The sequence below is a fragment of the Saccharospirillum alexandrii genome, assembly GCF_043641555.1.
In the GTDB taxonomy this organism is placed as follows: Bacteria; Pseudomonadota; Gammaproteobacteria; order Pseudomonadales; family Natronospirillaceae; genus Saccharospirillum; species Saccharospirillum alexandrii_A.
Genome location: NZ_JBHZRJ010000002.1, coordinates 939251 through 962416, shown reverse-complemented (window position 1 = coordinate 962416; position 23166 = coordinate 939251). Strand labels below are relative to the sequence as shown.

The window sequence follows — 23166 nt, the reverse complement described above, 5'->3', positions numbered from 1 at the left end:
AATACCAACCCCAGGCCTGAGAAGGTCTGGGGTTTTTTTATGCATGGGGAGACCCGCTTTTTGGTGTGTGTGGTCCCAAATCGTCGGACCGCCCCATGTGAGAGTAGGTCATCGTCAAGTCGAGACCGGAGTGCCGGACCAGACGAACCGTTTTAATACCAACCCCAGGCCTGAGAAGGTCTGGGGTTTTTTTATTTCGAATACCTGATGACGGGCACTGCCTGGCACCCCGATTAGGTCATCCCAGCTGCCAAATACACCTCTCTAACAATCCCAGGCCAGAGTTATCGTCTAAACAACGCCTTCTCATCAAACCCAAATGCCTTGGCCAGCAACAGGTCGGGAAAAGAATGTATTTGCGTATTGTAGAGCTCAACGGCATCGTTATAGCCATTACGCAGCAACGCCAGATAATTCTCGGTGGTTTCGACCTGCTCCATAAACTCTGCTACCAGGGTGTTGGCCTTTAACTCCGGATACGCTTCCGACCGGGCGATCAGCTGTTGATTGAGTGCCTCTACCTGATCGTTGTATTGATCAATCTGATCAGGGCTGTCACCTATCTCAGGGCTAGCCGTTCGAAGGTTTGCGAGTGCGGTCTGCAATTCCTGTTCATGCTTCATATAACCCTGCAAAACCTGATTAAGGCGTGGTATCAAATCGTGTCTTTTCTGCAGAACGGTGCGAATGTCTGCTTTCGTTTTGTCGCATCGATTGCGCAGAAAGATCAGGTCGTTGTAGTGAAGAACCAGGGTATACAGGAACAGAAACACCGGAATGAGCAAGGCGGTCAGCAGCAGGTCGGCTGGCGTCAGCGAGCCAGCGTACGCCAGTAGTATCAGGAACGCACTGAGCAGCAGGCCAAGGCTGACGGAGGTAAACAGAAAGCCCTGGGCGCCTTTGCGTTGGATGAGGCGTTGCTCATCGAGTGTACTCACAATATAAGGTTGTTCGTCTTCATGCTGCAACGCCAGGCGGTCTGACCGGTTTGCATCGAGCCCGGCGAAACCCAGGCAATAGAGCTTGGCATCGGGCGGTAACCAGGATTCTTTGTAACGGCGTCTGCCCTGGCGGCGAGTTACCGTATCCGAATAATGCATGGTGGCTTTTTCAGGGTAGACCCAGACGCTGCCCGATTCATCGGTCAGCTCAAAGGGCAGGCGACGGTCAATCTCTTCCAGAGTGACCCAGCGGGATTTTTTGCCCGAGCCGCGTTTCTCTTCTTCCAGGTAGTGGAAGGCAACACAGGGGTTTTCGGTCAGTTTCGACGTTAGTGGCTCTGCCTGCAGGTCGACCTTCCCTTTGAGTTCTGCCAGCCCATAGCTCAGCCCCGTGGTAGCAGCGGTAGGCAAATGCTCAATTAGGCGCTTAAGCCTGATGCGCCTGATACCCAGCCACAGCAGTAAGATTGAAAAGCCTGCGCTGCCAATACTGGCTAGCAGAGTCACCCAGCCATTGTCGAAATGATTGCCTGGATAATTCGCCATGCGCTCTGCAACAGCCTGTCGCCGTGTTGAATCCAGACCCTCCGGCGCTGGAAAATAATCGGACGCCAGCTGTTGGAAGAACAGCCGGTCTGGCCAGGGTTCGGCGCCACGGGCTATTAACAATCGCATCGCCAGCAGGTCTGTTCGTTGTTCCAGGGTGGGTGAGGAGCCGAGCGCCGTCATTCGGGTCTGGTACAGAGAGGCGGCACGTTGCCAGTCTTGTTCGAGCTGATAAAGGCCCTGGCCCCAGAGATAGACGATCATGATCACGGTCATGGCGCTGACGTAGAGAATAAAGCGATGAATGCCCAGGCCGATCAGGATCAGAGCGATGCCGACAGATACCAGGCCGGCAGCCAGAGAGATGATCAGGGCCGCACGTAACAGGCTTTGCCCACCGGCAGCTTGCAAGCTGGAGTCGGTAATGGTCGCAGGCAAATTAAAATTCAGAGTGTTGAAAACCAGCGTCTGGTTCGAGGGCTGAAAACGACCCAGAAGCTCAGCTCGTTGCCCTTCACTCAGGGTCCATTCCGAGTAGATCAAATCGCCCTGGCGTACCCGGTAGGTGCGTTGCACGTCCCAGTTGATGTTACCGGTCGACAAGGTCGGGTCGACGCGCAAAGTGCCGCTGTCGTCCGTCAACTGAAAGCGGGTACTGCGTTGCCCACTGTCGAGGGTTCGTGTGCGCAGGTCTCCGTCTGAATCCCGGTATTCCTCTTCCAGCAAATACCGGACATACAAAACAGATTGCCCGGAGTAGGGCGCCGTCAACACGTTCAATTCACGTTCTGTGCGACCGGCCACGGCATAAGGGCCGCTGGCAAGAACCGCAATGGGTGACTGCGGTAACCGCTCCATCTGCCGTGATTCGCTGAGAGCGGTAAAGCCCCAGTTAAAGCAGAGTGTTGCCAATAGCAGGCTGAGTGAACCCAGCACCAGTACCAGCAAACGTTTTAGCCAATAACCCATGGTTCTTCCCTGTGATTCCCTGTTTCAGAATCATGGTAAAACAAGTGTTACTGATTATACACCGCTGCCTGCTGCGGAAAATCCGGGCATAAAAAAGGCGACCCGCAGGTCGCCTAAAGGTGTGACAGTGAACGAACTTAGCGGAAGACGCGCTGACGAACCCGTTCCAGGTTGGTCAGAATGGCGTCCAGACGATCCGGGTTAACCATAAATTCCTGGAACCCTTTCATACCTTCAGCGGCCATGGCCGGATCGGTATCACGGTCGTAGAACTGGGCAGTACCGTCGGCACTGGACAGCATGTCGAGACCCTGCTGCAGGAAGGTGTTGTCACCGGCTTCAGCGCTGGCGTTAGGCGGCAGCTGGTTCAGACCCAGGTTGAGCTTGGTTTGCACGTCTGCCTGCGCAACGTAAGCCAGAAAACGCTTGGCGTCTTCCTTGTTGCTCGCACGAGCAGGAATGTGCACGGTATCGGTCGGTGCATCTTCAAACATGCCGACGCTTGGGTCGATTTGTGGGAACTGGAAGAAGTCGAAATTAGAACCTTCCGGGAAGCTCGGCGTGAGGAAGTTACCCATCAGGTACATACCCGCTTCGCCATTAAGCAGGGGAGCTTGCGCTTCCTGCCAGCTATAAGAAGCGTGGTTTTCCAGGAAGTAGCCGGCATCAATCAGTTGGCGCCAGTTTTCGAAGGTCGCACGGACACGCTCATCGGTGTAGGGGATTTTTCCGTCCATCAGGTCGATGTGGAAATCCAGGCCGTTAGTGCGCAGGTTCAGGTAGTCAAACCAGCCCGCGGCCGTCCACAAAAACTTGGTACCGATGGTGATTGGGGTGTAGCCGTTGTCCTTGAGCGTCTGGTTGACGTTCATGAACTCGTCCCAGGTTTGCGGTTCGCTGAGGCCCAGTTCATCAAAGATATCGGCGTTGTAGTAAATACCCCATTGATAGTAGGTGGCCGGTACACCGTATTGCTCGCCTTCAACGCTCATGGATGCCCGAGTGGAGGCGAAAGTGCGATCCATGTTGTTGTCGGCCCAGACGTCTGAAACAGGTTCAAACAGACCACGGTCGACAAAGTACTTCATCCGGTTGCCAGCGAACCAGAACACGATATCCGGTGGGGAGGTGACCAGCCAGTTGCGAATCGCGCTTTTGTAGCCCTCGTGGTCGTATTCGTTTAGCCGCACCTCGATATCCGGGTTGGCGGCTTCGAAATCGGCAATGATTTCTCCCCAGGCGGCCTTGGGCGCCGGGTCAGACTGGTTGGAGTTGATGACTAGCGTACCAGCACTGGCCTGGGTCATGAATAAGGCCCCGATGGCACTGGCTGTCAGTAAGGTTTTCAGTTTCATAGCCTCGTCCTTCTTTTTTGTTGTGATACATCTGGGGCGAGCCCCATTTCAATGTGTCACCGGTATACCGGGGACACGGTTCTTCGCGCTTGAGCGCTTTCTTTTGCGTCGCTGGCCGGGGCCAGCGCATCAAATCGATTGACTTAATCTTCAGTCAGAGCCAGCACCAGCAAACTGTCCGGGTCCATGACGGGCAGTGGCAGCCCCACTGTCATCAGGCTTTCACCACTTAGTCTTACCGCATCCCGGGTCATCCAGGCTGGGAGTGTTTTCATCAAGTGGCCTGTTTTTGCGCACTGAAGGATGATCGAGAGTCGATAACGTTTGTCGGGCTGTAGCGCTAAAAGTCGCAGTGACCCGGGAACCGACAACTCGGGCATGTCTTGCTGAAACACACTGATCAGGTGATGCGGTGCAGCAGCGGTCTGAAAGGCGATCTGATTCGGATCTACAGGCTGCAGGGAACGGCGAATCCCGCTGTGGATGATTGGTCGCCATTCCTTGTGCAGGTCAATGGCGTTTGTCAGTGCTTGTCGGTCTGCATCGTTGAGATGACGAACATCCCATTCGATGCCCATGTGTCCGAACAGGGCGGTCCCCGCTCGAACCTCTGTCGTGTGCTGACGGCCTGTGGTGTGGCTGTGCGGTGGACCAATGTGGCTGCCGAGCACTTCGGCCGGAAAAAACAGGGCGGCCCATTGCTGCATGCGTTGCCGCTCGTGCGCGTCGTTGCAGTCGCTCAGCCAGAATCGATGAGTATGCTGCAGAATGCCGTAATCCATTCGGGCACCGCCGGACGCACAGGATTCAATTTCGACCTCCGGATGCGCATTACGCAATTTTGCGAGCAAGGCATAGAGGGCTTCTGTCTGGCGGAAGGTCGCAGCCTGACCCCGAGCATCAGCTGCCTGTACCAGGTCGCGATTCATGTCCCACTTAAGGTAGGTAATGGGGTATTCGCTGAGCAAAGCGCTCAGGTGTTCAAACAGGTAGGTTTGAACCTCCGTCCTAGTCAGATCCAATACCCGCTGCTGACGCGCCAGAGGCTGATGCTGACCATTGATGGCGAGCACCCATTCCGGGTGATTGCGATACAGGTTGGAATCCGGGTTTACCATTTCAGGCTCAACCCAGAGACCGAACCCAAGACCGGTGCGTTGCAGGGTTGCTGCAAGAGGGTGCAGTTTTTCCGGATAGATACTTTCGTTGACCGTCCAGTCGCCAAGCCCCGATGTATCGTCGCGACGCCCCTGAAACCAGCCATCGTCGAGTACGTAACGCTCAGCACCAACGGCAGCGGCGGCCTCGGCCAGGTCATCCAGCGCCTTCTGGGTGTGATCGAAATAAATCGCTTCCCAGGTATTGATATGAACCGGGCGCGGACCGTTGCCGGGCCAGTTCAGGAGGTTACTGCGTACAAATTGCTGGAAATTAGCAGCGATACCATTGAAGCCGGATGACGATCGGGTGGCGTAGAGTACCGGCGCGGTAAAGTGCGCGTCGGGCTCGAGCCGTATTTCACCGGGCAGCAAGTGCGCTCCGGCCTGAAACTGGGTGTGGCCTTGCTGATTTCGTTCAACGCGCAGGCGGTGGTTGCCGCTCCAGCCCAAGTGAAATGCACAGACGTCGCCTTGCTCCGACGTAAACCCCGGAGTCCCGGTGAGCAGACCTGGAAAGTGGTCGTGCGAGGTACGGCCTTTGAGGTTGGTCAGTTCCAGTGCGCCAATGGGCAGTGCTTGACGGCGCGGCTGAAATTCGTTGACCCAGCGGCCTGTAAACGACAGAACGTCGTTGTGCTCACGAGGCAGTGGCCAGGTGGTCAGCCACTGCTCCAGGGCGAGCTCGGCATCGCTCTGGTTAGTCAGGGTAGTATGTATAGACAGTACATCGGTTGCTGTATCCAGGGTGACCTGCCAGTTGAGCCGGACCAGGCCTGAACGACTGACGAGCACGAAGGCCAGTTCAGCGTCTGTTGCCTGAGTGGCGGTCAATTGCCACTGCTCGGCCCAGCCCTGGCCATGCTGATGCGAACGCAAGGCGGGTTCCAGAAAGGTACCGTCGGCCAATGTCGGCGCGATACTCAATGGCCGGACTTCATCCAAACCTGCCTGGGGCAGCGCGGGTTGCCACAATACAGGGTCCGGCAACTGATGCAGTCGGGCGCCCCAGTAGCGAACGACAGGCGCATCGTCAGACTGTGCCTCGATCAGCAGGGTAGACCGCTCTGAATGCAGTGCGTGAACCGTCATGTTTACCCCTTGGTTGCGCCCAACGTCAGGCCAGCAATGAAGTGGCGTTGCATGGCGAAAAACAGAATTACTGGTGGCAGTGCAGCCACAATGGAGCCCGCTGAAATCAGTTGCCAGGACGCCAGCCATTGGCCTCGCAACGCACTGATGCCTGCGGTTATTGGCCTGACCTCATCGCTTTGAACCAGCACCAGCGCCCAGAAGTAGTCGTTCCAGATGAAGGTGAAAATCAGCACCGAGAGGGCCGCCAGTGCTGGCCGAACCAGCGGCAGCACGATCTTGGTGAAAATCTGCCATTCACTGGCGCCCTCAAGGCGGCAGGATTCAAACAATTCATCCGGTAAGCCGACGATAAAATTACGCATAAACAGCGTGCAAAAGCCGGTCTGGAAGGCTGTGTGGAAGATAATCAGCGCCCAGATGGTGTCGTACAGGCCAGTTTGAATGGTGAGGTCGCGAACCGGGATCATCAGAATCTGGAACGGAACAAAGTTACCGCCGATAAAGACGGCAAAGATGGCGATGCGCCCCCGGAACTTGTACTTGGCCAGGGCAAAGCCAGCCATGGTGGCCAGACCGACCGAAAAGATCATGACCGGCACTGTGATCAGCACACTGTTCAGCAGGTAGCGACCCATGTTAGTCCGGGCGAAGACTTCGGTGTAGTTCTCGATCAGCATCCACTGCTCGGGCCAGCCCCAGTAGTTGCCGGCATTGATGTCGGCAATGGAGCGCACCGAGGTCATCATGATGGCGGCCAGTGGCAGCAGCCAGATCAGGATGGTCAGCGGCAGCGCGACCTTGTAGCTGATCTGGGTAAAGCGGGACGTTTGTTGTATGGGAGTCGGAAACATGTCTTATCCTCGTTCCGCACGCAGCATGCGCCACAGGAAAAATGCGATGTACACCAGCATCAGCAGGAACAGAACGGTTGCGATGGCGGCACCGTACCCCATGCGGTAACTGAAGATGGACTGCTCGTACATAAAGAAAGCCAATACCGTGGTACTGCCATAGGGGCCACCACCGGTCATGGTAGCGACCAGGTCAAAGGAGCGCAGCGCACCGATGACGGTAACCACCACGGCAATGAAGGTCGCCGGGCGCAATTGCGGAATGATGACTTTCCACAGCATGCTCCAGCCGTGGGCACCGTCCATACGGGCCGCTTCGATCTGGTCCGGGCTCAGGTTATTGAGGCCGGTAAGGTAGAGAATCATGGTATAGGCGATTTGTGGCCAGAGACCGGCGGCAATGATGCCGTAGGTGGCCATGGATTCGCTGGCAAGAATGGGCAGGGGCTCGAACCCGAAGATGCCGATAATGTCTTGCAGCAGGCCGGAACTTGGGTCGTAAAACCAGGAGAAGACCACCCCGACGATGACCTGGGAGATAACAAAGGGAAAGAAAAACAACGATTTGACGGCGCGAATGCCTAGCACCTGCTGGTTCAGAAAGAGAGCGACGCCCAGGCCGATGGGAACGGCCAGCATAAAAAAGAGCAGCCAGAGGACGTTGTTCCACAGGGCTGTCCAGAACTGGGGGTCGTCCATCAGTTCTGCGTAGTTGCCAAAACCGATGAAGACTTTATCGCCAATGCCGTCCCAGTCGAAAAAACTGATCCAGATGCTTTGAAAGATAGGAATGATGACATAAACAGCGAACAGCAACATGGCAGGCAACATAAACAGCCATGGCGTCAGTGCATGCCATCTGCTTTGACCAGATGTCTCCTGCACGTGCAATACCTCGTTTACTTTCTTGTGGTTATTTTTAGCGACTGTGACCGACGCTTTTAATTCTAGATTGGAAGAGAGTATGAGCACGCTTGGTAACGTTTTCAAGAAAATTTTTTAAGAAAGTGATCAAGCTTGAAGAACAAGGCTGATAGCCCCGCATAGTGAGGACCTACCCGCACAGCAAGATGACTGAAATCGTTTTCTTGAGATGGAATACTGCTCGTTTCAGGCGCCAAGGGGTGCCTCTGCTGGTAGTGGCTGTTTAGAATGAATTGGAACCCGGATGAGGGCTTGTCAGGTAGCAGTAGGAGCGCTATGCGAGTGGAGCGAGGGTGAAATCGGCGCGATCAGGACTGAAGGCGCCTTGGCAGTGATGTGTCAGTCGATGAAAGTCGTCTGTGTCGCCGTCAGGGTCGACAATCGGATGTTCCAGCGTTCCATGCCCGACCGACTGTACAGATAGTTCCCTGTCTCGCCGCGAATGATGGGAATGCTGCCAGGGTGAATATCCCGAAGAATCAGGTCGGCCATCCGCGCCGCTGTTTTACCCTGATCGTAGCCCGATAGCACATAGCCGCCTGCTGTCATGCCCTCACCGACAAAAAAGTCCCAGAACGCGAACAGGGGAACCCGGGACTCCCCGTAAGCCATTGCCATCAGATCGCTGGGTTCAGCGTAGCGCTGGTCTCGGTAGCGAATGGTGTGGTGTGTGCCAAAGATCACCGCATCGTAGGTTTCATGAGCCGTGAGTATGGCTTCCTGCCAGAGTTCGGCGTCATTGGTCAGTAGCAGGTCTAGCTGGCTGCCCTGGATGTCGATTTCGCGAACGTCTCCCCAGGCTTCATTGACGGCATTGCGCATGGTTTCGGAGTCGTCCATCAGCACCAGAAAGCGGTCTTTCTGACTTAATACCTTGCGCAGATGGCGCACCGTCTGGCGAAACAGGGGGCGCTCGAGTACGCCGGTAAGCAGCTCCATATCACCCAGGTCATACTGCTCCGGAGTGCCATTCACACCAAAAAACACAATCGGAATGCCCGCGTTTTTCAGGCGCGGGCCCATGTAGGCGAGGGCGTTGTCGTCACCCATTAGAATAACGTCTGGCGCCAATGCCAATGTTTGCTCGGCAAGCTGGTCTGCTCGTGCATCGAACTCGGCAGGTTGTAGCCGTTTGGTATCCAGATAAAACGTTTCGATGGTATTGCTGGCCCCCAACACTTCATTTATCGATCTCAGGTAGTCGGCGTCCCAGGGGTATTCGGGGTGGTAACTCTCAATCACCAGAACCGTCGCCGCCCACAACGGTGTGCAGACTAGCCACAATAGGGCAAGGCAGGTTGTTCTTATCATCTTTGGCTCCCGCTATTATTGTTGTTCTGCAGAACAGCAGTGCTCTGACAGGGAGCCTGAGCATAACGAAACCGCCGCCGGGCAAACCTAGGTTATTGGTAGGAGGACGTTAGCTCGACGGGTCCGTGAGGGGTTCCTTGACCCAGTGTACCTGGACCCCGGCTTCTTCAAACATGGATTCACTGATGGTGATTTTTTCTCCCCAGCGCGACAGAAAGTCTTCGGTCTGAACCGGGCAGTGCACCATGGTAATGCCGGTTTGTATGATCTTGGCGGCGCAATTTGGGCAGGGAAAGTGCGTGACCCAGATTTCACAGTTGGCCAGATCCCGCTTGGCAAAAAGGATGGCGTTTTCCTCGGCGTGAATGGTCTTGGCGTATTTCATCTCGCGGTCATCGGTGTCGGCACGGTCTGACACACCGTGCGGGTAACCATTGAAGCCCAGTGACACGACCCGGTTGCCTTGTGTTATCACTGCACCCACCTGTGTAGACGGGTCTTTGCTCCAGGAGCCGACCAGCTCCGCCATCTGGAAAAACCGCTGTGCCCACTTGCTCGCCATACGTTGCTCCTTTTTGCCGGGAAAGTACCGTGAATCAGTTTACCGGTGTGGCGCGATGCTGTCCCGTTGGATCCGGTAATTCGTACTCGTCTCTGCCGAATTTTGGTACTGTGACCGTCCTTTCGTTGTTATTAGTCGCTGGAGTTCAAATTCATGTCAGCCAACCCTGTTCTGGTCGAAGTGGTTCGTGGTGATGCCGTTGAAAGCACCCATCGCGGACGGGCAGTTATCGTGCGCAGCAGCGGCGAGACGCTGTGGTCCGTGGGGGATGTGAATGCGCTGACGTATCCGCGCTCGTCGATTAAGGCATTCCAGGCGTTACCCATGGTGGCCAGTGGTGCCGCCAAAGCCTTTGGCTTTACGCCAGCGGAACTGGCGCTGACCTGCGCCTCGCACAACGGCGAGGCGCTTCACACGAACACGGCCCTGGCCATGTTGGAAAAGCTGGAGCTGTCCGAGCCGGCGCTGGAATGTGGCGCACACTGGCCTATGCAAAAGCAGGCGCTGATCGACCTGGCCTGGGATCGGCAAACGCCGGGAGCCAGACACAACAACTGCTCTGGCAAGCATGTCGGCATGTTGGCCATGGCCCGTCATATGGGCTGGGACATTGAGGGCTATATTGAAGTGGATCATCCGGTGCAAATCGCCATTCGCGAGTGCATTGAAACCTGTTGCGATGCCCGTCTCGAAGGGGCGCCCATGGCGCCAGATGGCTGCAGCGTTCCTACCTGGGCCATGCCACTGAAAAACCTGGCCCTTGGATTTGCCCGCTTTGGCGACCCGGATCAGCTGCCAGGCATGTATCAGCAGGCCGCCCTGCAACTGTACGACGCGGCCGTCAGCGAACCTGTGATGGTGGCCGGTACCGGTCGTTATTGCAGTGAAGTGATGGTGGAATTGAATGGCAGAGCGTTTCTTAAAGTGGGTGCCGAAGGGGTCTACATCGCGGCTATTCCGGAATTGAATGCCGGCATCGCCCTGAAAATGGATACTGGATCAGCGCCAGCGGCCGAAACCGCCCTCACGGCTATACTGGCCCGGCTCGGGCTGCCCGTTAGTGACATGCGAATGGCGCCGGAAATCCGTAACTGGAACCAGCGCCTGACCGGTTACTGGCGACCGGTCGACACGAGTTTTTCCAGTCTGTCACCGCTTTCCCGGCGGGCATAGAGGCGTTAGCCGGCCAGGAAGTAGTCGTTGATGAACTGAAACTCAGTCCGTACGTCCACCGCTGTCATGCCGGCAGCCCTGGCGGCTTCAAGCCCGAGATCTGCATCTTCAAAGACAACACAGTCGCCCGGTTCGCATCCCAGGTGGGCAGCACAGGCCAGAAAGGTATCCGCTGCTGGCTTGGGGTGCGTTACCTGATCGGCACCGACGACGATGTCGAATAACGATAAAATACCGCAGTGCTTCAGGATGCCCCGCGCCTCGGCGGTATAGGCACCGGTTCCCACGGCCATGGGCAAGACCCCAAACTGCTGGCGGGCCAGCTCTGCCAGTGGTGTGGCCTTAACGTAGCGGGGGGCCAAATCGGCGACCAGAGCCTCCTTGAAGGCGTTCATCTCCTCCACTGGAGCACTCAATGGATGCCCGGTTTCCGCCGCTACCCGCAGCAAGGTTTCACGCGTGGGAACACCGGCCAGGCTATGCATCAGCCGGGCATTTACCGGAAGATTGTACTTGGCTAATGTTTCCCGCCAGGCGATTTCATGCAACGGGCCGCTTTCGACCAGGGTGCCATCCATATCAAAAACAAGGCCGCGAAACGGCGTGACATCAAACATTGTGAGTTCCTGAACGACGTAGTAGCCCGGTTTATTTACAGTCAGCCGGGCTGTTGAAGGGCGGGAGTATACGGCAAATAGGGACGCTAATCAGTGCGCGCCAAAGAGATCGTGCAAGGCCGATTCCAGATCCGGAAATGCAAAGTTGAAGCCTTGCTCCTTTAACCGGGCGGGGATCACCCATTGGCCATTTAGCACCAGGTCAGCCAGTTCGCCCATACCCAAGCGCAAAGGCGCAGCTGGGACTTTCAGCCAATAAGGGCGGTGCAACTGCCGGGCCAGTGTGCGGCTGAACGTATCCTGTGATACCGGCCCGGGTGCCGTTAGGTTGAAGGCTCCGGTATGGCGCTGTTCCTGCAACCAGATGACCGCTGCGAGCCAGTCGGCTTCATGAACCCAGGATTGACCCTGATTCCCCTTGCCCAGTCTGGCCGCCAGACCCAACCGGGCAGGCAACGCCAGCTGTTTCAACAACCCGCCCCGGTTGCTGAGCACCAGACCGGTTCTGATCAGGGTAATGTTGTCTATGTGCGCCTGGCTTGCCAGAGCACTGGCTTCCCAGTCAGCCACCATGCGGGCGGAAAAATCAGACCCGGCTGATGACTGTTCCGTAACTGTCTCAGTGGTGGAACCGTAGTAACCAATGGCGGAACCGCTAATAAGGTGGTCTATGCGGTATTGTGCGGCCGATAGCGGAGCGAGCAGGGAGTTGGTGAAGCCGATGCGCGAGTCTCGTAATAGTTGCTTGCGTTTGGCCGACCACCGCCCTCCGGCAATACTGGCCCCGGCGAGATTGATGGCCAGGTCAAAATCTCCGGTCAGTTCACTGGGCGCCCGAACCTGGGTTAAGTACCTGGCCAGATCACTGGGTACGGGAGTGCTGTGTACCAGTCCCCAGACCTCGTGTCCGTGTTGGGAATAATGCCGCGCGAGTTGCGAGCCCAGCAGGCCAGTGACACCGGTAATCAGGACTTTCATCTTGGCTCCATTGAAATAATGACTTTAGCAACCACTTATACGCACCACATTGCCGGTCAGGTTGCCTGATCACCCAGCATAGCAGCAAAGATTCAATCGCCGTGCCACCACGATCACCCTGTTGATACTGGCGCCGCGTGGCGACTGACTACCAGAACAGGACTTTCATGACTAAAGCGCTCGAAATCCAACAGCTTCGCAAGGTCTATGACAATGGTTTTGTCGCCCTGAAGGGCATCGACCTGAGCGTTGAAGAGGGCGATTTTTTTGCCCTGCTCGGCCCTAATGGGGCCGGTAAATCGACCACCCTGGGCATCGTGTCTTCTCTCGTCAATAAAGGCGAAGGCACTGTGAAGGTGTGTGGCTTTGATCTGGCGACCGAGCGAGAAGCCGTAAAGCGCAGCCTCGGTGTCGTGCCTCAGGAATTCAACTTCAATTCCTTCGAAAAAGTGCAGGACATCATCATCCAGCAAGCGGGCTACTATGGTCTCAAGCGCAAACTGGCCGAAGCCCGGTCTGAAACCTACCTGAAACAGCTGGATTTGTGGGACAAGCGCGACGTGCCGGCGCGCATGCTCTCCGGAGGCATGAAACGACGCCTGATGATTGCCCGGGCGCTAGTGCATGAGCCCCGCATGCTGATTCTGGATGAACCGACCGCGGGCGTCGATATCGAGATTCGCCGGTCCATGTGGGCGTTTCTAAAGCGGCTGAACAAGCAGGGTACCACCATTATTCTGACGACCCACTATCTTGAAGAAGCGGAAAGCCTCTGCCGCAACATCGCCATCATCGATAACGGCGAAATCGTGGCGCAGGCACCAACAAAAACCCTGTTGAAAGGCAAGCAACGTTCGACCTATGTGGTCGATGTGCGGGGCACACTGACCATTGCCCCTGAACTGGATGGTTTCAGCAGCCGGCTGTTGGACGAGCACAGCATCGAGTTTGATCTGAGTCGTGAGCAAACTCTGAATGAGGTGTTTTCCCAGTTGGAAGCCAAGGGGTTGGAGGTTGTCAGCATTCGGCCGAAGACGAACCGGCTAGAAGAACTCTTTGTTGACCTGACCACCCACAGCAAACAGGAGGCCGACGCGTGAATCATCCGTACTGGGTCGCTTTTTCGGCCATTGTTTATAAAGAAGTTCGCCGTTTTACCCGTATCTGGATGCAAACCTTGCTGCCACCGGCCATTACCATGGTGTTGTACTTCATTATTTTCGGCAATCTGATTGGTAGCCGGATCGGTACCATGGACGGTTACGATTACATGCAGTTCATCGTCCCCGGCCTGATCATGATGACCGTTATCACCAACAGTTACGGTAACGTCAGTTCCAGCTTTTTCTCGAACAAATTTCAAAAATCCATTGAAGAGCTGATGGTGGCACCGGTTCCGAACTGGGTCATTATGCTCGGCTTCGTGGTCGGCGGTGTTGCCCGTGGGCTGGCCTGTGGCTTTATTGTGACGCTACTGAGCCTGTGGTTTACCGACCTGCAAGTGCACAATGCCTTTGTCACGATCAGTGTTATTTTGCTGACGGCTGTTGTCTTCTCAACCGCCGGTCTCATCAACGCAATTTTTGCCACCAAGTTCGATGATGTCACCATCGTGCCCACCTTCATTCTGACGCCACTGACGTATTTGGGCGGTGTGTTTTACTCGGTGTCACTGTTGCCCGACTTCTGGCAATGGGTCAGCAAGCTCAACCCGATTCTGTACATGGTAAACACCTTCAGATATGGCATTATCGGGCACAGCGACATACCGGTGCTGGCGGCTTATGGAATGTTGCTGATGTTTGTTGCCCTGCTGATGAGCTGGGCACTCTACCTGTTGCACACCGGGCGAGGCCTGCGCAGCTAAAATGTTCGACGACGGAGACTGACCATGGCTACCCCTGAAGCTTCGCCGCTGGGAAAGACCAGCGCCTACATCGATCACTACGATGCGAGCCTGCTGTTTCCGATAGAGCGACAGGGCAAGCGTGATGAAATCGGCATCGACTCGCAACAGCTTCCCTTTCGTGGCGTTGATGTGTGGAATGCGTATGAGTTGTCCTGGTTGAACAATCGCGGCAAGCCGCTGGTGGCTATGGGTGAGATATTCATACCGGCCGAGTCTCCGCGGCTGATTGAGTCAAAATCGTTCAAGCTGTATCTGAATTCGTTTAATCAGACCCGGTTTGACAGCGTGCGCGCCGTGGCCGATCTTTTGGAACGTGACCTGTCGTCAGCCGCCGGAGCGCCGGTGAGGGTAACGCTGGTACCCCTGAATCAGATGGGTCACAGTGCAGACATCACCACTTTGCCTGGTGATTGCCTGGATGAACTCGACATCGAGGTTGAACACTACCAGACCAAGCCCGATTTGTTGCAAGCAGACGCTACCCGGGATGTCGAGGAAGTGCTGCACAGCCACCTGCTGAAATCCAATTGCCTGGTAACAGGGCAGCCAGATTGGGGCAGTGTGGTCATTGATTACCGCGGCCCGCGCATCGATCGTGAATCATTGCTGAAGTATCTGATTTCGTTTCGCCAGCACAATGAGTTTCATGAACAATGCGTTGAGCGGATATTTCAGGATTTAAGCCAGCATTGTGGCTGCAAGCGGTTGACCGTTTATGCACGGTATGTTCGACGGGGTGGGTTGGATATTAATCCGTATCGGTCGAATGATGACGGGTTTGTGGTGGATAATCGGCGGTTGGTTCGGCAGTAAGCGTTTTATTGGTTAGGACTGTAACGGGCGGGTTCATCCATATCGCCTTAGCGGCCGGGATTCCACTAAAAAGCCCCCACTCCCTGCGGAGATGAGTTGGCACGGTAGCGGAGGCCGACCCGGGAGGGATTGGCCGGGGCACATCCGTGTGCCCCGCACTGCGTGCGCCTTTGGCGGCCCTGAACGCTCCTGGCGTTCAGTCGAACCGGAGGGTTCGTCCACACCGCCCGCACCGCCAGATTCCACAAAAAAGCCCCCACTCCTTGCGGAGCGGGGGCTTTTTTGTGGAATCTGGCGGTGAGGGAGGGATTCGAACCCTCGATACGTTTCCGTATACACACTTTCCAGGCGTGCGCCTTCAGCCACTCGGCCACCTCACCATATCGGTTGTTTGCGCAGTGGCAAACAACGGCGGCGAAGGTTATAGGATGGCTGGTGGTTTTGCAAGTTTTTGAGGTAAAACAACCAGTTAGGTCTGAAGTAGCGCGGTCCCTATGACCGCGCTGTGCGGGGTTGCTTAAGTCGGTAGTGGGCTGATGAAATCGGCGGGGTTAAGGGCTGGAACGGGCTTGTCTTCGCCTGCAGGCGTGCCGAGGTATATGAAGCCGACTATGTGGTCGGTTGCCGTCAGTCCGAGGGTCTGCTTGAGCGCGGGGCTGTAGGCTGGTGCGCCGGTGCGCCAGACGGCACCTATGCCGAGGGCGTGGGCGGCGTTGATCAGGTTGGTAACGGCGGCGCCGGTGGCAAGTACCTGTTCGATCGCTGGGACTTTGGGGTGTTCGCTTATCTTTGCCCAGGCGATCAGCACCAGGGGCGCCCGCAGAGGGCTATTGAGGAGTTTCTGGTATTGCTTGTCGGCCAGGTCGGGGTCGTCTTGCCGGGCGCTGTGGGCCATGTACTCTCCCAGGCGAGTGCGGTCGTTGCCACTGACTTCAATGAATCGCCAGGGGCGCAGCCAGGCGTGGTCTGGTGCGCGCATCGCGGCCCTGTACAGGTCGGCCATTTGTGCCTGGCTGGGGCCGGGGTCGGTCAGCCGTGGGTGTGAAACGCGCTGCTGTAGCAGGGCAAGTGCCGGCTGTGCCGGAGCTTTGGAGTCGGGGCTTTGGGTCATGGTCCACTCAGTGATTTAACGCACATTTTCAGTTATCGTACCCATCTGATTCGTTTAACATAAGCCCTTGAGCCTACTGGGGTTGCTACGGGATGCAGAAACGGCACATGGCCACTGACAATAAAAAGAATGGCACACCCAAGCCGTCGGCCCCCATTCGAGGGCGTCGGGCAACAGACCCGAAAGGCAAGGTGCCTTCCCGGGGTGCAGATACCCAATCGGTTGCCGATATTGAACTGACCGATGATTTTACCGTTCTGCCGATCTCGGCCGAATTCAATTCCCGCTCGCTGATCTACCTGACTCTGGCCGGCACCCTGGTTAGTATTCTGTATGCGGGCCAGATTTCCAATCAGTTCTCGATCATTGTCGGGTTCTGTTTGTTGTACCCAACCCTGATCCGCTTTCTCAGCCTTCCCATGCGCCGGCGCTTCCCGAAGCATGTCGGTTATACGCTGATGTTGTTCGATGCGTTTTTTATCGGTGCCATCCTGGTTGCCATGGGGTCACCGCTGGTTCCGACCATGCTGTTGCTGATCATGGCCAATGCCAGTTTCATCTGTGTGGGGCGAACCTCGTCTTACGTGCTGTGTTTGCTGTTTGTGGCACTGGGCGCGGGGGTGATGTACATAATCGAACCGCAGCCTATCTTCACTGAAACCACCGTGCTGACCAATGTGATAGCGGCCTTTGGCGCGGGCCTGCATGTCAGTGTGAATGCCTATTACACGGCGCAGCAAGCCCGTTACCTGAAAATGACGCGACAGGAGCTTCAGCGCCAAAGCCAGCAATACCGGGGGCTGTCTCAAAAGTTGTCGAAATACCTGTCGCCGCAAGTCTGGGAGACCATTTTCCGGGGCAAACGGGATGTGAAACTGGAAACCCAGCGCAAGCGGCTGGTGGTATTTTTCTCCGATATCAAAGGCTTTTCCGAGATTTCGGAAATGATGGAAGCCGAAGCGCTAACCGAACTGATCAACACCTACCTGACCGAAATGAGTCGCGTCGTCATGAAATACGGCGGCACCATCGACAAGTTTATTGGCGATGCCATCATGGTGTTCTTTGGCGACCCGGAATCCAAAGGGGTGCGCAAGGATGCCCTGGCTTGCGTATCCATGGCGATCGAGATGCGCAAGCTGATGCGTATATTGCGACAGCGCTGGCGAGCGCAGGGCATACAGCACCCATTGGAAATTCGCATGGGTATTAACAGTGGTTATTGTACCGTGGGCAACTTTGGCGCCGAAACCCGTATGGATTACACCATTCTCGGCAAAGAGGTTAACCTGGCCTCCAGGCTTGAATCCTCTGCTGAGCCCGGTGAAATTCTGGTTTCCTATGAAACCTATGCCCTGATAAAAGACACCATTCTGTGCCGCGAGAAAGGCCGGATAAATGCCAAGGGGTTTTCCCGTCCCGTGCCGGTCTATCAGGTCGTCGATTTCCGCAAGGATCTGGGGGCACGTCACAGCTACACCGAAGTGGATCTGGAAGGGTTTTCGCTGTCGATGGACGTTGAAAAAGTGCGCAACTATGACCGCGACCGCATCATGGATGCCATCGACAAAGTCAAACAGTCACTCAACAATCTTACGCCCTGAGCGGAGCAACCGGCGTTCTGCTCCGGTCGCCTGACCCTGGAGCCCTCTCATGTCAATTCAGTTTCCAACTGCACTGCAACTCGGGGAAGCCATAGCACAAGGCGAGGTGAGCCCGGTCGAGCTAGCCGAACAAGCGCTCCAACAGGCAGACCAATACCCTGCCATTTATTTGAAGGTTCTGCATGACCGGGCTCGCCGCGAAGCGGAGCAATCGGCATGGCGACAAGCGCATCGTTGTCGTCTGGGCCCTCTGGATGGCGTGCCGATCGCCTGGAAGGATTTGTTTGATGTGGCCGGTGAAGTCACCACCGCCGGGGGGCGGGTGTTCAGCGAACCGGCGTCGAGGGATGCCGATGTTGTGCACCGGGCCGGCCAGGCAGGCCTGGTCAGCATCGGCAAAACCAATCTGACGGAACTGGCGTTTTCCGGTTTGGGCATGAACCCGCACTACGGCACACCAGATGCGACGCCTGGCAGCGGTGAACCCCGCGTGCCCGGCGGCTCCAGCAGCGGCTCGGCCGTTGCCGTTGCCATGGGGCTGGTTCCGGTAGCGGCGGGTACCGATACCGCCGGTTCGCTGCGCATACCCGCGGCTTTTAATGGTTTGGTGTCTTACCGGCCGACCACAGGCCAGCACTCGACCCGCGGCGTGGTGCCTCTGGGACGCAGCCTGGACACGCCGGGCGTCATCGCCCGAACGCTGGACGACTGCCTGGCGACGGATGATGCCTTTCGCGGCCAGGTCACCGAGCCTCGCCAGCCTCTGTCATCCGACCAGGTAACCGTCGTGCTGGATGAACAGGCACTGGACGATGATGGACTGGAAGACGCTGTCCGTATGGCAGCACGGAAGTATGCCGATCAACTGGAATCGATGGGCATCAGAGTTGTGCGCAAGGCCGTGCCGGTTGTCAGCCAATGTCATCAGCTAACCGCCCGTTTTGGCTGGCTGGGTGGGTTTGAAGCCCTCGCTGAATACAAGGAATTGCTCGAACAGGTTCCTGCAGACCGGTTCGACCCGCGGGTTCGGGACCGGATTCTGGCGTTTGAGCAGCGTTCTCCGGCCGATGTGGTGTGTTTGTATCGTGAGCGGCGCGCACTGCAGCAGGCATTAAAAGAGCAGTTGGGTTCGGCTGTGTTGCTGTCACCGACGGTGGCGCAAACGGCCCCCATACTGGCGCCTCTGGTACAGGACGATGAAGCCTACCGGGCGGCCAATACAGCCTGCCTCAGGTTGAGTATGGTGGCCAGTTTGCTCGACAGCCCGGCTATTACTGTACCCGCCGGGGTGGATACTCTTGGGCAACACATTGGCGTTCAGCTAATGGGGCTTGCCGGTCAGGATGAGCATCTAAAGCGGGTTGTGCTGGCGTGCCAGTAAGCAGAATTCAACCCGTCAGTTGTCGCTCTCGCCGGAGAAAACACGGTTGCGTCCATCGGATTTGGCCAGATACACCCGCTGGTCGGCGAGTTTCAGCGCGCGTTTGAATTCCGATTCGCCGTTAAACGCCGCCAGCCCGGCACTGAAAGTCAGGCTGATGAGGTGCTCGTCGAACTGAAACCGGCGATTGGCGATGAGTTTGCGCAGTTCGTCGACGATGGGCAGCGCCTCCGCTTCTGTCAGGCCAATCATCACCAGCACAAACTCCTCGCCACCCCAGCGGCAGACGCTGTCGGATTCCTTGAGGTTGTTGCGCAAAACCTTGGCAAAGGTGGAGAGCACGCGGTCTCCCACGTCGTGGCCATAGCGATCATTGACGGCTTTGAAATGGTCGATGTCGATCAGTGCAACAACGGCCGGCTGATCAGTCTGTTCCCATTTTAACAGTTGCCGCTCGAGACCAAGCCGATTCATCAGGCCAGTCAGCGGATCGGTCAGGGAGTTCTTCCGGTGCATATCAGCCGTGTGTTTAATCGCCAGGTAGGATTGCACATGGGTCCATTCAATCAGCAGGCTCAGCAATACAATAAACAGCGTTGCGGCGATCAGGCGGGGCACGGCTTCCAGGGTATAGGGGTAGAGCCAGGGCCAGTCGACCAGAATGGCGGCGATCAGCATCAGCGTGTACAGGCCACCCAGAATCTGGCCCCATCGCCAGCCTGCAATGACGATCATCATCGGGATTAGTGTAAAGGCAAAGTAGACTCCCGTGCCATCCTGGCCGCCAGAGACAGTAAGATACAGGGCGAACAGACACAGCACGCTTGCCAGTGCGACTCTGGCGAGGCTTGTCTGCTGGCGAACATGGGCGGTCACGACCAGGGTGGTGATCACGCATACGACCAGCAACAGAATCCAGAACCGGATCCAGAGGCCCTGCCAGACTGCCAGTAAGGCAAAGGGCACCATGATCATATTGCCGGCTACCGCGAAAAAGCGCATCAGCACCAGTGTGCGCTTTAACTCGATCTGTTCTGGTGTACTACCCAATTGCACGCTGGAAAGGTCTCAGGCTCCGTTTTGTAAACAATAGCATTCCAGCGGCTAATTGACAGTCGTGCTGCAGGTGAGGCTTTTTCATAATCCAGCCCGGGCATTGCTGTTTTTGCTTTCAGAGGCTTAACTGTGGGGACTTATTCAGGGTGTCCCTCTATGCCAACCGTCCGGTTGGTTAGATGATTCAGGAGCATTGCTCAGATTATGGAATTTAAAGACTACTACAAGGTCCTGGGCCTTGCGGACAAGGCGACCCAGGCCGAAGTCAAACAGGCCTATCGCAAACTGGCCAGAAAATACCACCCCGATGTCAGCAAGGAAAAGGACGCCGAAGCGAAATTCAAGGAAGTCGGAGAGGCCTACGAAGTGCTCAGCGATGTCGAAAAGCGAGCTGAATACGATCAAATCAGGGCTTTGCGCGCTGCCGGAGGTGGCCGCCGCTCTGCAGGCGCCGGTGCCGGCATGAGTGACGACGAAGCCAGCCGGCAATTCAGCGACTTTTTCAGGTCCGTTTTTGGCGGTGGCATGGCGGGAGAGGGTATGGCTGGCAGCGGGTTTCGTCAGGCGGGTGCCAGTGATTGGGGAGGGCGTTCTTTCAGTCATCGCGGGCAGGACATGCATCATCGGTTGGCCCTGTTTCTGGAAGAGGCGGTGCAAGGGGTTCAGCGCACCCTGAAGCTGGAAATGCCGGCAGCCGATGCCCGTGGGCAGATGTATCACAAAACCAAAACGCTGAATGTGAAAATACCGGCCGGCGTCGTTGCCGGACAGCGTATCCGTCTGGCCGGTCAGGGTGGCCCGGGCCACAGCGGGGGTGCCGCTGGCGATCTGTTTCTGGAGATTGAGCTGGTGCCACACCCATTGTTCGCGGTCGACGGGCGTGATCTGTTGTTGACGCTCCCTCTAGCCCCCTGGGAAGCTGCGTTGGGCGCAAAGGTAGAAGTCCCGACGCTCACCGGGTCGGTCAACCTGACCATACCCAAAGGCTCGGTGGGCGGTAAAAAGCTGCGCCTAAAAGGAAGGGGCCTGGGTCGAAATCCGACCGGAGACCTGATCGTTACTGTGCAGGTGACCTTGCCTGCCCATCACTCGGCCAGGGCGGAAGCGCTGTACCGGGAGCTGGCCGAAGCGGAGTCGGGGTTTAACCCCAGAAAATCGCTGGAGAAAGGGTTATGAGCAAAGACATCACCACCGTCATTATCGATGAGCAACAATTACATGAATCCGGGGTCTGGCTGAGTTTGAACGACGTTTGCGAACGTTGCGGACTCAAGCAGACTATGGTGGTTGAGTTGGTGGAACTGGGGCTGATTGCACCAGAAACCGTCGCTGCCGATCGCTGGCAATTTCAGGTGTCGGTGGTGCCGACCTTGCATCAGGCGGTTCGCCTCAAACGGGAGCTGGATCTCGACTGGCAAGGGGTGGCAGTGGCGATGGACCTGCTTGAAGAATTGCAGGCTCTGCGACAGCAGGTGCACTCCCTGGAGCGGCAGTTGGGCGTCAGGTAGCTTGCTCAGACATCGGCAAACCGCCGGCGTTGCCGGGTAAGGTTCAGGCTGAAAGCCAGGGCCAGGGCAGCCAGACTGACCAGAGTGGGTACCAGACCGAACCATTCCGACAGGCTCCCGATTACCAGAGCGCCAATGGCTGGACTACCCATGCTGACCACTGTCCAGATGCTCATGACACGCCCCCGGTACTGGTCATCTATCATCATCTGGATCAGCGCCTGGCAACCGGTGCCGATGACCGTCATGGCCAGGCTACACAGGCAGATAATGCCGATCAGCCACACCAGACTGTTCAGCTTGAGCAAGGGCAGTATGGCCGCCGAACTGATCACCAGGCCCATCAGCACCAGTCGGCTGATGCGGGCCAGGTCGCCTCGCTGGCGCGAGACAATAACGCCGCCAATGATGGAGCCGGCACCAGCGACCCCAGTCAGCACGGCCAGGTTCTGCGCACTGCCGCTGGTCAGTTCACCGGAAATGGCAGGCAGAAGCTCCAGCACGGAGCGGCCAACCAGGCCGTTGGTCAGCGTCATGAGCAATACCAGTCGCACCAGCGGCGCCTGTCGAATGAAGCGAAAGCCGGCTAGAAGATCCCCCAGCAGGCTGATACTGCGGTCCCGGGCAGCCGGGGCGACTTTTGGAACGCGCAACAGAAACGTCAGGGTTCCGGAAAAACACAGGGCCGAGAGGGCAAAGGCAACCCCGACATTGGCAATGCTGATGATGCCAGCGCCCAGCGCCGGGCCGATGATCCGCGAGACATTGAAGACAATGGCCGTCATTCCGATGCCGCTGGGCAACAGGTGTCGGCTCAGAATTTTGGGCACCAGGGCCAGGCGCATTGGATGATGGGCTGCGGTGACACACCCAAACGCCAGAGCGGAAGTCAGCAACGCAGCGAGATTGATTGCATCCAGGAAAAACAGCACCGCAATGGCAACGCAAATCAGGGTGTTGAGTAATGCGGTGGTGACGACGCCACCGCGCGGATCGATGCGATCGGAAATCACCCCGAATATGGGTGACAGCAGAAAGGTCGGGGCCAGCAGGATGGCGCTGGTTACACCGACCCATAAGGGAGACAGCGTGACTTCCCAGACGCTCCAGCCGATCAGGAAGCGGGCTATCCAGATCCCCAGGGTGGCGAAACTGGTGGCAATGAAATAGTCCCGGAAAATGGGGGACGAGAGTGCCGAACGCGACGGTGGTTGCTTGGCAGAGCCGCCCGGATTACTTGTCATGGGTAGGATTAGGCTGGTGCACAATGGTTCCCGAGGTTTACATGGATGCAATGTGTGGCCC

The 23166-nt window shown here is 56.8% G+C and carries 20 protein-coding genes and 1 tRNA gene; 8 read left to right on the top strand and 13 right to left on the bottom strand.

Annotation, left to right across the window (positions count from 1 at the left end; translation table 11 throughout):
• Window positions 1-284 precede the first annotated feature (284 nt).
• From ACHUE7_RS10365 to ACHUE7_RS10335, 7 genes are all read right to left on the bottom strand, one after another.
• Window positions 285-2456 carry a LemA family protein gene (locus tag ACHUE7_RS10365; RefSeq protein WP_394169879.1) on the bottom strand — a complete coding sequence of 724 codons (2172 nt, stop codon included), beginning with the start codon at window positions 2454-2456 and terminating at the stop codon, window positions 285-287.
• A 137-nt stretch (window positions 2457-2593) separates the two neighbouring features.
• Window positions 2594-3811 carry an ABC transporter substrate-binding protein gene (locus ACHUE7_RS10360; RefSeq protein WP_394169878.1) on the bottom strand — a complete coding sequence of 406 codons (1218 nt, stop codon included), beginning with the start codon at window positions 3809-3811 and terminating at the stop codon, window positions 2594-2596.
• A gap of 143 nt (window positions 3812-3954) precedes the next feature.
• Window positions 3955-6060, bottom strand: a complete 2106-nt coding sequence (locus ACHUE7_RS10355; RefSeq protein WP_394169877.1) for an alpha-galactosidase — start codon at window positions 6058-6060, stop codon at window positions 3955-3957.
• Between the two features lie 2 nt (window positions 6061-6062).
• A complete protein-coding gene (locus ACHUE7_RS10350) occupies window positions 6063-6914 on the bottom strand; it encodes a carbohydrate ABC transporter permease (protein ID WP_127554786.1) in 852 nt (283 codons plus the stop codon).
• A gap of 3 nt (window positions 6915-6917) precedes the next feature.
• On the bottom strand, window positions 6918-7733 hold the full coding sequence (locus ACHUE7_RS10345) for a carbohydrate ABC transporter permease (RefSeq protein WP_246026184.1): 816 nt from the start codon (window positions 7731-7733) through the stop codon (window positions 6918-6920).
• A 444-nt stretch (window positions 7734-8177) separates the two neighbouring features.
• Window positions 8178-9149: an ABC transporter substrate-binding protein gene (locus ACHUE7_RS10340; protein ID WP_394169876.1), complete on the bottom strand. Its 972-nt coding sequence runs from the start codon at window positions 9147-9149 to the stop codon at window positions 8178-8180.
• 109 nt (window positions 9150-9258) lie between these two features.
• Entirely contained in the window at window positions 9259-9711 is a 453-nt protein-coding gene (locus ACHUE7_RS10335) for a dCMP deaminase family protein (protein ID WP_394169875.1), read from the bottom strand.
• A 153-nt stretch (window positions 9712-9864) separates the two neighbouring features.
• On the opposite strand from ACHUE7_RS10335, the gene ACHUE7_RS10330 reads away from it, so the two are divergent.
• Window positions 9865-10884: an asparaginase gene (locus ACHUE7_RS10330; protein ID WP_394169874.1), complete on the top strand. Its 1020-nt coding sequence runs from the start codon at window positions 9865-9867 to the stop codon at window positions 10882-10884.
• A gap of 5 nt (window positions 10885-10889) precedes the next feature.
• On the opposite strand, the gene ACHUE7_RS10325 is transcribed toward ACHUE7_RS10330, so the two are convergent.
• Both ACHUE7_RS10325 and ACHUE7_RS10320 read right to left on the bottom strand, forming a co-directional pair.
• The gene (locus tag ACHUE7_RS10325) at window positions 10890-11501 is read right to left on the bottom strand and encodes an HAD family hydrolase (RefSeq protein ID WP_394169873.1); all 612 of its coding nucleotides are present in this window, start codon (window positions 11499-11501) and stop codon (window positions 10890-10892) included.
• A gap of 90 nt (window positions 11502-11591) precedes the next feature.
• On the bottom strand, window positions 11592-12479 hold the full coding sequence (locus ACHUE7_RS10320) for a TIGR01777 family oxidoreductase (RefSeq protein ID WP_394169871.1): 888 nt from the start codon (window positions 12477-12479) through the stop codon (window positions 11592-11594).
• Window positions 12480-12646: 167 nt separating this feature from the next.
• Between ACHUE7_RS10320 and ACHUE7_RS10315 the strand changes: the two genes are divergently transcribed.
• From ACHUE7_RS10315 to queF, 3 genes are read left to right on the top strand one after another with little or no spacing between them, the layout of a single operon-like run.
• Window positions 12647-13579 carry an ABC transporter ATP-binding protein gene (locus tag ACHUE7_RS10315; RefSeq protein ID WP_394169870.1) on the top strand — a complete coding sequence of 311 codons (933 nt, stop codon included), beginning with the start codon at window positions 12647-12649 and terminating at the stop codon, window positions 13577-13579.
• A complete protein-coding gene (locus ACHUE7_RS10310) occupies window positions 13576-14346 on the top strand; it encodes an ABC transporter permease (protein ID WP_394169869.1) in 771 nt (256 codons plus the stop codon). Before ACHUE7_RS10315 ends, ACHUE7_RS10310 begins: the two co-directional genes overlap by 4 nt.
• Window positions 14347-14370: 24 nt before the next feature.
• Entirely contained in the window at window positions 14371-15201 is an 831-nt protein-coding gene (gene queF / locus ACHUE7_RS10305) for an NADPH-dependent 7-cyano-7-deazaguanine reductase QueF (RefSeq protein WP_394169868.1), read from the top strand.
• A 292-nt stretch (window positions 15202-15493) separates the two neighbouring features.
• Here the strand turns inward: queF and ACHUE7_RS10300 are convergent.
• Window positions 15494-15581: transfer RNA gene (locus ACHUE7_RS10300), tRNA-Ser, on the bottom strand.
• Window positions 15582-15718: 137 nt separating this feature from the next.
• Window positions 15719-16312, bottom strand: a complete 594-nt coding sequence (locus tag ACHUE7_RS10295) for a nitroreductase family protein (RefSeq protein WP_394169867.1) — start codon at window positions 16310-16312, stop codon at window positions 15719-15721.
• 107 nt (window positions 16313-16419) lie between these two features.
• On the opposite strand from ACHUE7_RS10295, the gene ACHUE7_RS10290 reads away from it, so the two are divergent.
• Window positions 16420-17916: an adenylate/guanylate cyclase domain-containing protein gene (locus ACHUE7_RS10290; protein ID WP_394169866.1), complete on the top strand. Its 1497-nt coding sequence runs from the start codon at window positions 16420-16422 to the stop codon at window positions 17914-17916.
• A 49-nt stretch (window positions 17917-17965) separates the two neighbouring features.
• Complete coding sequence (locus ACHUE7_RS10285) at window positions 17966-19297, top strand: amidase family protein (RefSeq protein ID WP_394169865.1); 1332 nt, start codon at window positions 17966-17968, stop codon at window positions 19295-19297.
• 15 nt (window positions 19298-19312) lie between these two features.
• Here ACHUE7_RS10285 and ACHUE7_RS10280 read toward each other — a convergent pair whose 3' ends face one another.
• The gene (locus ACHUE7_RS10280; protein ID WP_394169864.1) at window positions 19313-20353 is read right to left on the bottom strand and encodes a GGDEF domain-containing protein; all 1041 of its coding nucleotides are present in this window, start codon (window positions 20351-20353) and stop codon (window positions 19313-19315) included.
• Window positions 20354-20557: 204 nt separating this feature from the next.
• Here ACHUE7_RS10280 and ACHUE7_RS10275 point away from each other — a divergent pair, with 204 nt between their 5' ends.
• Window positions 20558-21529, top strand: a complete 972-nt coding sequence (locus tag ACHUE7_RS10275; RefSeq protein WP_394169863.1) for a DnaJ C-terminal domain-containing protein — start codon at window positions 20558-20560, stop codon at window positions 21527-21529.
• Complete coding sequence (locus ACHUE7_RS10270) at window positions 21526-21861, top strand: chaperone modulator CbpM (protein WP_394169862.1); 336 nt, start codon at window positions 21526-21528, stop codon at window positions 21859-21861. The genes ACHUE7_RS10275 and ACHUE7_RS10270 overlap by 4 nt, the downstream gene beginning before the upstream one ends.
• Window positions 21862-21866: 5 nt before the next feature.
• Here ACHUE7_RS10270 and ACHUE7_RS10265 read toward each other — a convergent pair whose 3' ends face one another.
• On the bottom strand, window positions 21867-23105 hold the full coding sequence (locus ACHUE7_RS10265; protein ID WP_394169861.1) for an MFS transporter: 1239 nt from the start codon (window positions 23103-23105) through the stop codon (window positions 21867-21869).
• Window positions 23106-23166 lie beyond the last annotated feature (61 nt).